General features: G+C 42.8%; 12 protein-coding genes. 1 reads left to right on the top strand and 11 read right to left on the bottom strand.

Going from position 1 to position 12,652, the window contains the following annotated elements:
* Nucleotide 1: 1 nt before the first annotated feature.
* From glyQ to IGJ25_RS07960, 4 genes are all read right to left on the bottom strand, one after another.
* Nucleotides 2-913 carry a glycine--tRNA ligase subunit alpha gene (glyQ, locus tag IGJ25_RS07975; RefSeq protein WP_005225852.1) on the bottom strand — a complete coding sequence of 304 codons (912 nt, stop codon included), beginning with the start codon at nucleotides 911-913 and terminating at the stop codon, nucleotides 2-4.
* Nucleotides 914-928: 15 nt separating this feature from the next.
* Complete coding sequence (locus IGJ25_RS07970; RefSeq protein WP_015509542.1) at nucleotides 929-1,168, bottom strand: hypothetical protein; 240 nt, start codon at nucleotides 1,166-1,168, stop codon at nucleotides 929-931.
* A gap of 298 nt (nucleotides 1,169-1,466) precedes the next feature.
* The gene (locus IGJ25_RS07965; protein WP_081116565.1) at nucleotides 1,467-3,224 is read right to left on the bottom strand and encodes a glycoside hydrolase family 35 protein; all 1,758 of its coding nucleotides are present in this window, start codon (nucleotides 3,222-3,224) and stop codon (nucleotides 1,467-1,469) included.
* Nucleotides 3,224-5,236: a beta-galactosidase gene (locus IGJ25_RS07960; RefSeq protein ID WP_081116564.1), complete on the bottom strand. Its 2,013-nt coding sequence runs from the start codon at nucleotides 5,234-5,236 to the stop codon at nucleotides 3,224-3,226. Before IGJ25_RS07960 ends, IGJ25_RS07965 begins: the two co-directional genes overlap by 1 nt.
* A 121-nt stretch (nucleotides 5,237-5,357) precedes the next feature.
* Between IGJ25_RS07960 and IGJ25_RS07955 the strand changes: the two genes are divergently transcribed.
* Nucleotides 5,358-6,164, top strand: a complete 807-nt coding sequence (locus IGJ25_RS07955; protein WP_438779234.1) for an AraC family transcriptional regulator — start codon at nucleotides 5,358-5,360, stop codon at nucleotides 6,162-6,164.
* Here the strand turns inward: IGJ25_RS07955 and recO are convergent.
* The 7 genes from recO to IGJ25_RS07920 all read right to left on the bottom strand — a co-directional run bounded on the left by recO (nucleotide 6,158) and on the right by IGJ25_RS07920 (nucleotide 12,626).
* On the bottom strand, nucleotides 6,158-6,931 hold the full coding sequence (gene recO / locus IGJ25_RS07950; RefSeq protein ID WP_074535734.1) for a DNA repair protein RecO: 774 nt from the start codon (nucleotides 6,929-6,931) through the stop codon (nucleotides 6,158-6,160). The two genes, IGJ25_RS07955 and recO, sit on opposite strands and share 7 nt — an antisense overlap.
* Before the next feature lie 93 nt (nucleotides 6,932-7,024).
* Complete coding sequence (gene era / locus IGJ25_RS07945; protein WP_005225846.1) at nucleotides 7,025-7,924, bottom strand: GTPase Era; 900 nt, start codon at nucleotides 7,922-7,924, stop codon at nucleotides 7,025-7,027.
* 34 nt (nucleotides 7,925-7,958) lie between these two features.
* On the bottom strand, nucleotides 7,959-8,348 hold the full coding sequence (locus tag IGJ25_RS07940) for a diacylglycerol kinase family protein (protein WP_016610244.1): 390 nt from the start codon (nucleotides 8,346-8,348) through the stop codon (nucleotides 7,959-7,961).
* Nucleotides 8,332-8,808, bottom strand: coding sequence for an rRNA maturation RNase YbeY (gene ybeY, locus IGJ25_RS07935; RefSeq protein WP_081116562.1), 477 nt, complete (start codon nucleotides 8,806-8,808; stop codon nucleotides 8,332-8,334). The genes IGJ25_RS07940 and ybeY overlap by 17 nt, the downstream gene beginning before the upstream one ends.
* Nucleotides 8,808-11,009 carry an HD family phosphohydrolase gene (locus IGJ25_RS07930; RefSeq protein WP_005225843.1) on the bottom strand — a complete coding sequence of 734 codons (2,202 nt, stop codon included), beginning with the start codon at nucleotides 11,007-11,009 and terminating at the stop codon, nucleotides 8,808-8,810. The genes ybeY and IGJ25_RS07930 overlap by 1 nt, the downstream gene beginning before the upstream one ends.
* A gap of 21 nt (nucleotides 11,010-11,030) precedes the next feature.
* Nucleotides 11,031-12,005 carry a PhoH family protein gene (locus IGJ25_RS07925; protein WP_005225842.1) on the bottom strand — a complete coding sequence of 325 codons (975 nt, stop codon included), beginning with the start codon at nucleotides 12,003-12,005 and terminating at the stop codon, nucleotides 11,031-11,033.
* A 171-nt stretch (nucleotides 12,006-12,176) separates the two neighbouring features.
* Nucleotides 12,177-12,626, bottom strand: a complete 450-nt coding sequence (locus tag IGJ25_RS07920; protein ID WP_005225841.1) for a GatB/YqeY domain-containing protein — start codon at nucleotides 12,624-12,626, stop codon at nucleotides 12,177-12,179.
* Nucleotides 12,627-12,652: the final 26 nt, after the last annotated feature.

The following is a 12,652-nucleotide window of genomic DNA, read 5'->3' as shown; positions in this document are numbered from 1 at the left end:
CTTATTTTCCCTCCTCAATCAGTTTTTGCGCCACTTCTGGATCAAGCAATGGATAACCGAGGTTTTCCCGTTCTGCTACAAATAGTTTTGCTACTTGACGTGCCATGTTACGGATACGTGCGAGGTACCCAGCACGTTCAGTGACGGAGACTGCACCACGTGCATCCAACAAATTGAAGGTATGGCTGCATTTTAAGATATAGTCGTAAGCTGGATGAACTAAGCGTTCATCGATACAGCGTTTTGCTTCTTTTTCAAAACGATCGAAGTTCCCTAAAAGCAAGTCTTGGTCACTGACTTCAAAGGAATATTTTGAATGTTCATACTCAGGTTGGCGGAAAATCTCACCATATTTGACACCTGCAGACCATTCAAGATCGTAGACACTTTCAACTTCTTGAATATAAGATGCCAGACGTTCTAAGCCGTAAGTGATCTCTGATGTCACTGGCTTACATGCTAAGCCGCCGACTTGTTGGAAGTACGTAAACTGAGTGATCTCCATCCCGTCTAACCAAACTTCCCAACCAAGACCTGCACAACCCATTGAAGGATTTTCCCAGTTATCTTCGACAAAACGAATATCATGTTCTAATGGATCGATCCCTAAAAGACGCAGGCTTTCTAAATAAAGCTCTTGGATATTTTCAGGAGAAGGCTTCATCACGACTTGGAACTGGTGGTGCTGATACAAACGATTTGGGTTTTCCCCGTAGCGGCCATCAGCTGGACGGCGAGAAGGTTCTACGTAAGCGGCGTTCCATGGTTCTGGACCGATTGCACGTAAAAATGTGTATGGGCTCATGGTTCCAGCCCCTTTTTCTGTATCATAGGCCTGCATCAGCATACAGCCGTTTTCGGACCAGAATTTTTGCAGGGTCAAAATCATCTCTTGCACAGTTAGTTTACTCATCTTTTTCTTCCTTTCTTATAACGCATTGACGACAGGATAAAATTCGACAACTGATCCAGGGATCAATTTCACTTCGACCACGACATCTGCTTCTAAAACATCCGATAAGTCGTAAAGCATTTGGTCTGGACTCGTTGTAAATTCATGTAAAAGCTGTTCATCCTTTAAAAGGCGAACTTGCAGTGGAATACTTGCTAATACTTTGAGCTTTTTTTCGGTAAACGCACTTGCTGGAATCGTCATATCAAATAACATAAAAACCCTCCTTTGTTCTTGGCTATTCTTGGTGTGAAACATAAAAAAGTCCCTATATCTATACACTTTGTATAGATATAGGGACGATAAATTCGCGGTTCCACCCTACTTCCGACAAGTCGGCAGCTTCATTGATCATGCTCACGGACGCCTGCGAAATAAGGTTCCAACTTGGCTTTCACTCTCCCAAGTTCGCTTCATGGAATGGTCTTCTTTCTTTCTTCCGATCATAGCACGGATTCGATTACCCTTATGATAGTAGTTGAAGCTAGGGTTTGTCAATGATTAATTTGAACTTTTATGCTTCTGGACCTAAATCCGCCTGATCATGAAAGACGATCTCATCAGCGATTTTCCCATCACTTTCAAAAACGATGATCTCATTCATTCCGATTTTTAAAAACGGTGCTGGGACGTACAAGCGCTGCTGCGGTCCTTTTTCCCAAAAACGGCCGATCGTATGACCATTGACTTGGACAAACCCTTTACCCCAGCCTGGCAATTCGATAAAAGTATCTGCACATTCATCAAAAGCACATTCAAAGCGTGAGAAACTTGGTTGTCCTTTTTGCCATTTTCCTTGGAAATCAATGGCATGCAAATTATCCATCGGTAAGGGATAGATTTCCCAGTTGCTTTGGAAGGCACCGTTGATGATCACACCGTCTTTGATGCCTTTGTGCTGATGGTTCATTTTTACGGAATAATTGACCCGCCCCATATTCTCCACTAAGATCCCCAACTCGTTTTCTGATTCTGATAAATCGAAACTGTAGGTTTGACCGATTTCTTGATCGTAATCGATGCGCAAAAGTTCCTGGTTGATAAACGTATGGGCACGATCCATCGTATTGATCAGACGGTAGTCGGCAATCTTCCGAGCAGGCCCAATCAGTGAGCGATAATAGATATAACCTGTCGCTTGATTGCAGGCTTCCATCGATAACGGGTAATTACTTATAATCGGTTGACTGATCGTGTCGATCGTCGAAAACAAGGAGACTCGTTCTTTCACTGAGAATGTTCCATAAGCTTTTCGCTCAATTTCCATACTCAAGGGAAACTCAGGAATTTCCGCATAGTCAGCGATCACCTTTTTGAAGGCTTGGTATTTGGCAGTAGGTTCTCCCCATTCTGTCAACAAGGCATCGTAATCATAGCTAGTGACATCCGGCGCTAAGCGTTCATAATAATTTGACCCGTTCATAAAGCCAAAGTTGGTCCCGCCATGAAACATATAGATATTGACAGAACCTAATGTTAAACAATCCTGCAATTCCTTTACTGCATCTTGTGTTGAGGTCGTATGATGCTGGTCGTCACCCCAGGCATCAAACCAGCCGATCCAAAATTCCATGACCATCAGTGGCCGTTTTTCTCCGTGAAATTTTCGAAGTTTTTCAAAATTTTCCTTGATGTTGGAGCCGCAGTTGATCGTAGGCAATGCCAAGTCTTTGATACTGCCGTTTTCTAGCATATCGTGCCAAGGTCCGTCAGAGGTCACTAACGGCGTTTCTACACCATGCTGCTGCATCGCAGCCACCATTTTCCGCAAATACTCTTTATCATTGGCATAGCTGCCGTATTCATTTTCTACTTGCATCATTATAATCGGACCGCCTTGGGTGATCTGCAGATCCCGCACTTGTGTAAACAAATGGGCGAAATAACGAGTGATTTTTTCCATAAATGGGGGATAATCAAACCGAAGCTTCATCATAGGGTCTTGCAATAGCCAATAAGGCAGTCCCCCAAATTCCCACTCCGCACAAATATAAGGTGCTGGTCGCAAAATGACATAAAGCCCTACTTCTTGTGCCGTTTGGATAAATCGCCGCAAATCAAGGATCCCATCAAATTGATAGACACCTTCCTGTGCTTCATGAAGATTCCAAGGAACATAGGTTTCGACGGTATTACAGCCCATCAAGCGTAGTTTCTCTAAGCGATCTTGCCAATATTCAGGAACGACACGAAAATAATGGATCGCTCCAGAGATCACTTTAAAAGGCTTGTTGTCTAAATAAAAGTCATCTTCAATAGCAAAAGTTCGCATCAGTTACGCCCCTCTTTGACGATATAGGTGGTGTATTGCGTCAGCATCATTTCTGAAGAAAGAACCTTACCCGTCAGAAGATCCGTTTTTCCAACAAACATTTCTGGCAGCGGTTGTGCTTCTTCGTGGAAATTGATGATGACGAAAAATTTCGCCTCTTCATTTTCACGACAGGCAATTTCTAGTTTTGTTGCCTCCTCGATCACTGGGGTAATATCGGACTCTTCGACGATCGTTTTGAAAAGCTGATCTTGCAGCTGATCTTCCAACTGTCCACCAAAGTAATAGACGGTTCCATCGCCAAATGTATTTTTGGTCACTGCCGGCATTCCTGCATAGAAATTGCTCGTGTAATGCGCTAGCGCTTCGGCGTTTTCTAAATGGATCAAATCGCTGACTAAATTACTTGTTCCTGTAAGTTCTTCATTAACTAACGAAACCCCGTTTGATTGTTCTGGCGCTAATGCATCGATTTCTTCCACCCAGATGCCAGCTAACTCCCGCAAGGGGCCAGGGTAACCGCCTAAGTGAACATTGTCTGATTGATCAACGATGCCGCTCATATACGTTGTAAGTAAAGCACCGCCTTGCATAACGAAATCAGTTAGCCGCTCTTGCATCCCTTCTTTGATCATGTACAGAACCGGAGCTGCGACTAGCTTGTATTTTGATAAGTCAGCATCCACGGGAACCAAATCGACCGCAATATTTTGTTCGTAAAAATAGCGATAGTAGCGATGGATCTGTTCCACATATTTCAGGTCAACGGTTGGACCACTCGTATATTCTAAAGCCCAATAATTGTCCCAATCGAAAATCACAGCAACCTGTGCTTGGGTTTGCGTGCCAATGATGTCTGAAAGCTGCGCTAATTCAGCCCCAAGAGCTGCTGTTTCTCGGAAAACCCGCGTGTCTTCATGACCGACATGTTCGATGACCGCACCATGAAATTTCTCACAAGCACCAATGGAACGTCGCAATTGGAAGTATTGGATCGTATCTGCCCCATGAGCAATCGTTTGATAGCTTTGCGCCCGCATCTGTCCTGGTTTTTTTAATGAATTATAAGGCTGCCAGTTTTGTTGGGAAGGTGTTTGTTCCATCAGCATAAAGGGTTGCTGTTTTAACCCGCGCATCAAATCATGGGTCATGGCTACTAAGCTCCATGGCGTATTGTACGATGGATAATTATCCCACGAAACAAGGTCCATTTCCTTTGCCCACTTGAAATAATCCAGTCCTTTAAAGGTTCCCATCAAATTCGTTGTAATCGGTGTTGTGGGATCGATTTTCCGAATAGCGTCCCGCTCCATCATGTAGTTTTTTAAAAGGCTATCCGAGTTGAACCGTCGGTAGTCAATAGAAATTCCTGCAAATGCCGTCTTGTCATAGCCGATTCCTTCTGACAGCGCATTTGGCAGCACGATTTCATCCCATTCATACACGGTATGACCCCAAAATTCCATATTCCAGGCTTTATTCAGTGCTTCGATCGTATGATATTTATCCTTTAACCAGACACGAAACGCTTTTTCACAGTTGTCGCAATAACATTCGCCGCCGTATTCATTATTGATGTGCCAACAAGTCACTTGTGGATTTTCGCCGTAACGTTCGGCTAATTTCGTTGCCAAGCGTTCTGCGTATTTTTGATAAACCAAACTGTTGGGACAGGCATTGTGCCGTTGCCCAAACTTATGATGGCGTCCATCATAATCGGTGCGAGCGACTTCTGGATACTTCTTAAACATCCAAGCTGGCAAAGCAGCTGTGGAAGTGGCTAAGACGATGTCGAAACCTTCCGTACTTAATTTTTCGATGATTTGATCCAATTCCTCAAAATCATAACAATTTTCAGAGGGTTGGATCTTTGCCCATGAAAAAACATTGACGGTCGCGCTATTGATACTTGCTTTTTTAAAGATCCGAATGTCTTCTTCCCAAATCTCTTTCGGCCACTGATTTGGATTATAATCGCCGCCAAATAGAATTCTATCAAAAAATTTTGTCATGTAAGTGAACGCTCCTTTAAAATAAAATGATTTCTACTCTCTTATTGTAAGGCTTTTCATTCTGTTGTAGTATAATACATGAAACACTATTTTATAACTTTTCGAAACACGGAGGTACACTATGCCTATCTACTTTTATCAAACCAATCAGCAGCTGCCTTTATCTCTGGAAAGCATCGGCAACGATTGGGCGCAAGATGACGTCGCTCGTCCTGATGGCTATCCCTACTTCCATTGGCTGCAAACCGAGCAAGGGGAAGGCCGAATCACATTTGGTCAGGAATCGTTTATCTTACGTCCGAGTGAAGGCATTTTGATTTTTCCTTTTACGCCCCATCGCTATTATCCATTGACTAATTGGAAAACATCCTTCGCCACATTCCAAGGCCCTTTGGCAGCTGAGGTGTTAAAGCAGTACACGAATCAGCCCTATATATTAGCTGAAGAGTCAGAAACCTTTTCTTATGTCACCTGGATCAATCAACGGATCAAAGAAGACCAACAAATCAGTTGGGACCCGCTACGGGCTTCTAGCGAATGTTACCGCTTTTTATTGGCGATCATGCAAGAACGCTCAGGGAATCCGACAGAAAAACACCCGCTGTTCCAACAATATCTGGTTCCCGTTATACAAGAAATCGAAACGAATTACGATCAGGCGATCACGATCAAAGAACTAGCAGGGCTCGTCTATGTGTCACCACAGTATCTCTCACGTTTGTTCCAACGTTTTTTGGGGCAATCTACTGCACAATATTTATTGAACTACCGCATGACCCGAGCCAAAGAGCTTTTGGTGGCACAGCCAGATCTGCCCATTCAACAAGCTGCCTTCGCAGTGGGGTTTCAAGATGCAAGTCACTTTACAGCATTATTCAAAAAAAGAGTCGGCTTAACTCCATTAAATTTTCGCCAACTCTATCATTGATTTTTCGGTTTTAAGACGTCTTGCCATTGCCCCATCTGATCGATAAACTTCTTACTTTTTAGATAAATGCCCACATATTCATCATATAATAAATCAATCACTCGTCGGATCGCGGCTTTCGTTTCTGGCTTTAATTTGATTGAAGCAATCTGCTCGTAGGATATTTGCGAAAATAAGCGAATAAAATGGATCGCCCGAGAATCAGCATGATAACGACGTTCGTCCATCCCCCAGTGCTGTTCACATAAAATACCGCTATATTTTGAGGAATAGTCAAACCGACCGTCGGTTTTTCCGCAGATCGCACAATGGGTCCAATTCGGGGTGATCCCGAAACGGTGCAAAATCTGGATCTCAAAGATATTGGTGATGATCTCTGCGTCGTTTTCTTGGTCCATTAATTGCAAGGCCTCATGTAAAAATTGGTATAGATGTGGGTCATAGACCCGATCATCAATAGCAGAATCAGCCAAATTCAATAAGTAGGTTGCATAACCAGCAATAAAAATATCACTTTGGATCGTACGAAAAGGATGGATGTCTTTGGCATTGTTTAAAAAGGACAAGCCTTCCGTTTTGATGGTTCCCATGTAGGTGGCTTCAGTATAGGAGAGCAGCGCTGGTGCCAAGGGGTTGTTTTTCCGATGGGCACCCTTGACATAAAACATTTGCTTCCCAGCAGATTCCGTAAAGATTTTGACTAGCTTGTCTTTTTCTTTATGGTCTTTTGAAAAAAGTAAGATTCCTTTTGTTTCAACAAGATTCATCGTCGCACCCCATTTCTTTAAAAAAACTGATCCAGTTCGCTAACTGCATCAGTTTCTCTTCATTAAAACAGATCATGTTTGATCTGCATGTCATCAATACTCATCTTTGCGATAGCCATAATCTGTTAAGAATGTTTGCTTGTCGCGCCAATCTTTTTGAACTTTTACCCATAATTCCAAGAAGACTTTGTCATCTAACAAGTGTTCAATGTCTAAACGAGCTTTCGTACCGATCTGTTTCAGCATTTTTCCGCCTTTGCCGATGATAATGCCTTTTTGACTGTCACGTTCGACAATGATCGTCGCTTGAATATGCACCTTGTCATTGTGGTCTCGTTTCATGGAGTCAACCACGACCGCTACTGAGTGAGGTACTTCATCTCTGGTCAGTAGCAAGACTTTTTCCCGCACCAATTCGGAAACGATAAAGTATTCTGGATGATCCGTGATTTGATCCTCTGGGAAGTACTGAGGCCCTTCTGGCATTTCATCGATCAGTAGCTTCATTAACGTTTCGAAATTATTGCCTTCTGTTGCGGAAATCGGTACGATCTCAGCAAAGTCCATTTGTGAGGAGTAGTCTTCAATAATTGCCAATAAGGCATCTGGATGGACTTTATCAATTTTATTGATCACGAGGAAAACCGGTGTCTGACTTTGGCGCAATCGTTCGATAATAAAATCATCGCCCTTGCCACGCTTTTGGTCCGCACTGATCATAAATAGCGTCACGTCAACTTCTCGCAGTGCACTATAGGCGGTTTCAACCATAAAATCGCCTAAACGGTGTTTGGGTTTGTGGATCCCTGGTGTATCGATAAAGATCAGCTGTGCGTCATCCGTCGTGTAGACCCCTTGGATTTTGTTACGGGTCGTTTGCGCTTTGTCACTCATGATCGCGATTTTTTGTCCTACGACTCGATTTAGTAGTGTTGATTTCCCAACATTTGGCCGCCCGACGATCGCAACGAAGCCTGATTTGTGTGTTGTCATTGTTGTTCCCCTTTATCTTGTGTTTTGGTGCGCATCAGAAGAGCTGCAGCAATTTTGGCAAGAAGATGATCGCTGCGACGACTAACGCAAAAACTGCGGTCATCAGCACGGCACCAGCTGCCATATCTTTGATTTTTTTTCCGATAGGATGGAAATGGAAATCTGTAAACATATCTACGACGTTTTCAAAGACGGTGTTGATGATCTCAACGATCCAGACTAAGAAAACAGCTAGCAGCAACCAGAGCCATTCCATTTGACTCAAACGGAAAATAAAGCCTGCAATGATCGCAACGATTCCTAGTGCAACATGTTTACGCATATTGCGTTCCTCTTTAAAGACGGTTTTTATACCAGTGAAAGCAAATTCGATCGACGAAATAAATTGTTTGTTTTTCCCAATATTCTTATCTTTTGAGTCCATAGGCATCCAGTATTTCCTTTTGCAATCCAAACATTTCCTTTTCATCTTCAGGTGTCATATGATCATAGCCATTGATATGCAAGAAACCATGTAACGCCAAGAAACCCAGCTCCCGATCATAGGTGTGCCCGTATTCAGCAGCTTGTTCTTTCGCTCGTTCAATGGAGATCATAATATCTCCAAGATCACGCGGCAGCTCTTCAAGGGCTTTGTCAAAAATGATCGACAGCTCTTCATCTGTTTCTTCTTCAAAGGCAAAACTAATGACATCTGTTGGCATATCTTTGCCGCGGTACTCCCGATTGATTTCTTGGATCGCCGCATTGTCCATAAATGTGACGGACATTTCTGTATCCTCTGGAAGTTCTAAATGTCCTGCAGCAAATTGCAACAGTCCTTCGATCTCTTTGATCTTGGTTTCCCCCACTGAATTTGTCTCATCTAAAAAGGTAATCTCCATTAGCGCTCTCTTCTTTCTTGTTCTTCTTTCATTTTCTCTGCTTCCGACTTCATTTTTGGATATTTGATCCGTGAATGGAAGGTACTGCAAAGTCCGTTGACCAGTGATTTTTCAATCATTCGGATTTCTTTCAAAGTAAGGCCTGTTTCATCCAGTTGACCGTCTAAGATCCGATCATTGATGAGATTTGCAACAAATTCTTGAATCTTTTGATTTGTTGGATTTTCCATCGCTCGAACAGCTGCTTCACAACTATCCGCGATACTCACAACGCCAGCTTCTCGTGTTTGCGGTTTTGGACCAGGATAACGGAAATCTTCTTCCGTTACCTCGGGATTACGCTCTTTGGCTTTCACGTAGAAATACCGCATCAAGGTCGTGCCATGGTGTTGACGACAAATGTCGATCACCATGCGGGGCATTTTGGCTTCTTCGAGAATTTCCGCCCCATCGATCACGTGACCGAAGATAATTTGTTTGCTGTCTTCAGGCAACAAGAAATTATGCGGGTTTTCGGCACCAGCAGGTAAATTTTCTACGAAGAAATTGGCATGTTTGACCTTGCCGATATCATGGTAATAACAAGCCACACGAGTCAGTAAGCTTTGCCCGCCGATTTCGGCAACGGCATTGGCACTAAGATTGGCAACCATCATACTGTGATGATATGTTCCTGGCGCTTCTTCCAGCAACTGTTTTAATAATGGATGATTCGGGTTGCTCAATTCATTTAACACGATCATACTCTCATCCGTCACCAACAATTCGATGTAAGGATGTAGTCCCATCGTTAGCAAATAGCTTAAGAGAGAGCCTGCTAAACCACAAATGATCGTGGTCCAAGTGTTCCCGCGAGCAAAATCCATTCCTTGGAAAATCACCAGCACAAAACTCAGTAAGAGCGGAAAGACGATCACCCACGCTACTGCCGTTTTCCCTTGACTAGCGATGCGGGCGCGCTTGATCATCGTTCCCATCAAGCCAGAGAACAAATAGGTGACTAAGACGGTCGTCAACAAGTTGGTTCCGCTAGAATCAAAGTAAATAAAGAGTGCACTGATTACTTGGAAAATCGCAGACAAAATCCCCAAACGACGGCTGGAGAAAATACTCAGGATCAACGGTGTAAACGCAGCTGGGAAAAACAGCGGGATAAAGGTCACTAATTCAGATTGGAAAAGTTGGAAAAACTTCATGATCAAAATACTGAATGCCATTGCCAAAATATAAAACGTGACCGCATTCATCCGTTTTTCCACGTCTTTCGTCTGTTTCGTATAATAAAACACCATCAGCATCTGTAAGACTGTTGCTAACACTAAAGCGATCAATGGAAAAACAGAAAAGGTCTGATTAGTCATTCCTAAAAGCTGCAGCTTCTCTAGGGCATTGGCATCGATCTGCGAGCCCTCACGGACAATGATCTCTCCTTGATAAATCATCACTGGAGGAACAGCATCCATGGCGGTTTGCCGTGCTTCTTCTGTCCGTTTTTCATTTGGGATATCGTTCACGACGATTCCTTGATTGACTAAGAAACGTAAGACAGAAGCCATATCTGAGCTAACATCTAAGAACTGGATCTTATCTTCCGCCTCAGAACGAAACGTACTTAATTCCGTTTGGCGGATCTGTTTCGCCATTTGTTCATCTATTAATTGTAGCGCATAGGTACGCACTGTATTTAATTCATCATCACTTAATGAGAACATCGTCGTCAAAAAATTATTGGTAAATGACTGATAAAAATCTAGTTCATCATCACTCATTTTTTCAAATTCTTGTTTTAAGGCTGCGATATATTCATCTGTACTAGGTTTAGGGATATTTTCATCCTCATCGGCTTCAGCCACTTTTTTTTCATGAGCTTCATCCACTGATTTTTTGACTGAAGCAACTAAGTCAAATAAATGATCGATACGATCATGCTGCGTTTGCGCCAGTGTATCCTGATACGTATACTCTGGTGGTACAGCTTCGGCAGCCAGTTTACGTTTTTGTTCCGTCGCAGCGGTATTTTCGATCGTTTTATTGGCACGGATATTTTCTTCCGCCACTTGACCTTCGCTATAATCGACATTGTTTTGTTTGACGCTGGTGTACATGATACCAATCGAAAAAAGAAAGAAAAGGAACATCAAAACTGGTAGATAGAATTTCCCAAGTCTTTCTCTAAATTTCCGTAGTGGTTGAATGATCATAGTTCTCCTCCTAAAAGACGATCAGCGCTTGTCTTTAAGATCTGCTTCTTCATATGCGCGAATGATCTCGGCAACAACTGGATGCCGCACGACATCTCCTGCTTCAAAATTAGCAAAAGCAATTTTAGGGATCTCTTGTAACGTCCGTTCGGCGTGGATCAGGCCGCTTAAAGTCCCTTTTGGCAAATCGATCTGGCTGGTATCGCCATTGACGATCATTTTAGAGTTGAATCCTAAACGGGTCAAAAACATTTTCATTTGAGCGATCGTCGTATTTTGCGCTTCATCTAAAATGACAAAGGCATCTTCTAGCGTACGTCCACGCATATATGCCAAGGGTGCGATCTCAATGACGCCTCGTTCCATGAGACGGTTCGTATGATCCATCCCAAAAATTTGATACAACGCATCATAAACGGGGCGTAAGTAAGGATCGACTTTTTCTTTCAAGTCTCCTGGTAGGAAACCAAGATTTTCTCCTGCTTCAACGGCGGGACGTGTCAAAATGATTTTTTGCACTTGGCCTTTCTTTAGAGCTGCAATTGCCATTACGACTGCTAAGAAGGTCTTTCCGGTTCCAGCGGGGCCGACACCAAACACTACATCATGTTTACGGACGGCTTCGATATATTTTTTTTGCCCAGCATTTTTCGCTCGGATCGGTTTGCCGTTACGGTCTTTGATGATCTCTTCTTCATACATATCTTTGAAATAATCAAGACTGCCCTTATTCACCATATTCAACGCAGTGATCACATCAGGGGTACTGATATTGATGCCTCGTTTGATCAACTCTTGCAAAGCCCGAATCACGGATTGTGCCTTTTCAGCGGCTTCAGTTTCTCCTACGATTTGGATCAGCTCACCACGAGTGTGAATGACCGTTCCTGTGGAGTCTTCAATAATTTTGATGTTCTTATCGTGGGCACCTAATAATAAACGAACGTCATCGTTTTCACTAAGTGTTATCTCGATCGTTATTGTTTTGTCTGTCAAATATGTTACAGCTCCTTTTTTGGCGTTCTTATTAATAATAACATAAGATGGAAAAAAGAAAAATTACTTATCAAGCACAACAGTCGTTTCCCCTTGTCCTTATGCTTTTTTTAAGTTTTCGAAATCAGAAAAAAAAGCCGCAAGCATGTCATCCATACTTGCGGCGTGAGCTTACATTTGATCCAATAATTCTTTAACGATCGCATTGACTTGATTGCCGTCTGCTTTGCCTTTAACTTGTGGCATTACAGCACCCATCACTTTTCCAAATTCTTTGGAAGAAGAAGCACCAGTCTTTTCAATCGCTCCAGCGACGATTTGGCGGATTTCCGCTTCATCGAGTTGTGCTGGCAAATATTTTTCAACAACTGCAATTTCAACTTTGACTTTCTCTGCTAGATCATTTCGGTCAGCTTTCTCAAACTCATTTAAAGAATCACGACGCTGTTTCATCTCACGAGACAAAACGGTCAACTCTTCTTCTTCATTCAAGTCAGAACCTTTTTTGATCTGCTCATTTTGAATTGATGCTTTCAACATGCGGATCACCTGCAAGGTTTCCTTGTCTTTGGCTTTCATCGCTGTCTTCATGTCATCATTCAGTGTACTTAGTAGTGTCACACTACCAGCTCCAATTCTCAAAACAG

It is taken from the genome of Enterococcus sp. DIV0240d, assembly GCF_051711245.1.
GTDB classification, from domain to species: domain Bacteria; phylum Bacillota; class Bacilli; order Lactobacillales; family Enterococcaceae; genus Enterococcus_D; species Enterococcus_D casseliflavus.
The sequence above is the reverse complement of the archived record's forward strand: the minus strand, read 5'-3'. Positions and strand labels throughout refer to the sequence as shown.

Excerpts from the sequence above, each read along its gene's own strand:
- IGJ25_RS07960 (WP_081116564.1), bottom strand. The coding sequence starts at position 5,236 with ATGACAAAATTTTTTGATAGAATTCTATTTGGCGGCGATTATAATCCA.
- IGJ25_RS07970 (WP_015509542.1), bottom strand. The coding sequence starts at position 1,168 with ATGTTATTTGATATGACGATTCCAGCAAGTGCGTTTACCGAAAAAAAG.
- era (WP_005225846.1), bottom strand. The coding sequence starts at position 7,924 with ATGACAACACACAAATCAGGCTTCGTTGCGATCGTCGGGCGGCCAAAT.
- glyQ (WP_005225852.1), bottom strand. The coding sequence starts at position 913 with ATGAGTAAACTAACTGTGCAAGAGATGATTTTGACCCTGCAAAAATTC.
- ybeY (WP_081116562.1), bottom strand. The coding sequence starts at position 8,808 with ATGGAGATTACCTTTTTAGATGAGACAAATTCAGTGGGGGAAACCAAG.
- IGJ25_RS07965 (WP_081116565.1), bottom strand. The coding sequence starts at position 3,224 with ATGCGAACTTTTGCTATTGAAGATGACTTTTATTTAGACAACAAGCCT.
- IGJ25_RS07930 (WP_005225843.1), bottom strand. The coding sequence starts at position 11,009 with ATGATCATTCAACCACTACGGAAATTTAGAGAAAGACTTGGGAAATTC.
- recO (WP_074535734.1), bottom strand. The coding sequence starts at position 6,931 with ATGAATCTTGTTGAAACAAAAGGAATCTTACTTTTTTCAAAAGACCAT.
- IGJ25_RS07955 (WP_438779234.1), top strand. The coding sequence starts at position 5,358 with ATGCCTATCTACTTTTATCAAACCAATCAGCAGCTGCCTTTATCTCTG.
- IGJ25_RS07940 (WP_016610244.1), bottom strand. The coding sequence starts at position 8,348 with ATGGACTCAAAAGATAAGAATATTGGGAAAAACAAACAATTTATTTCG.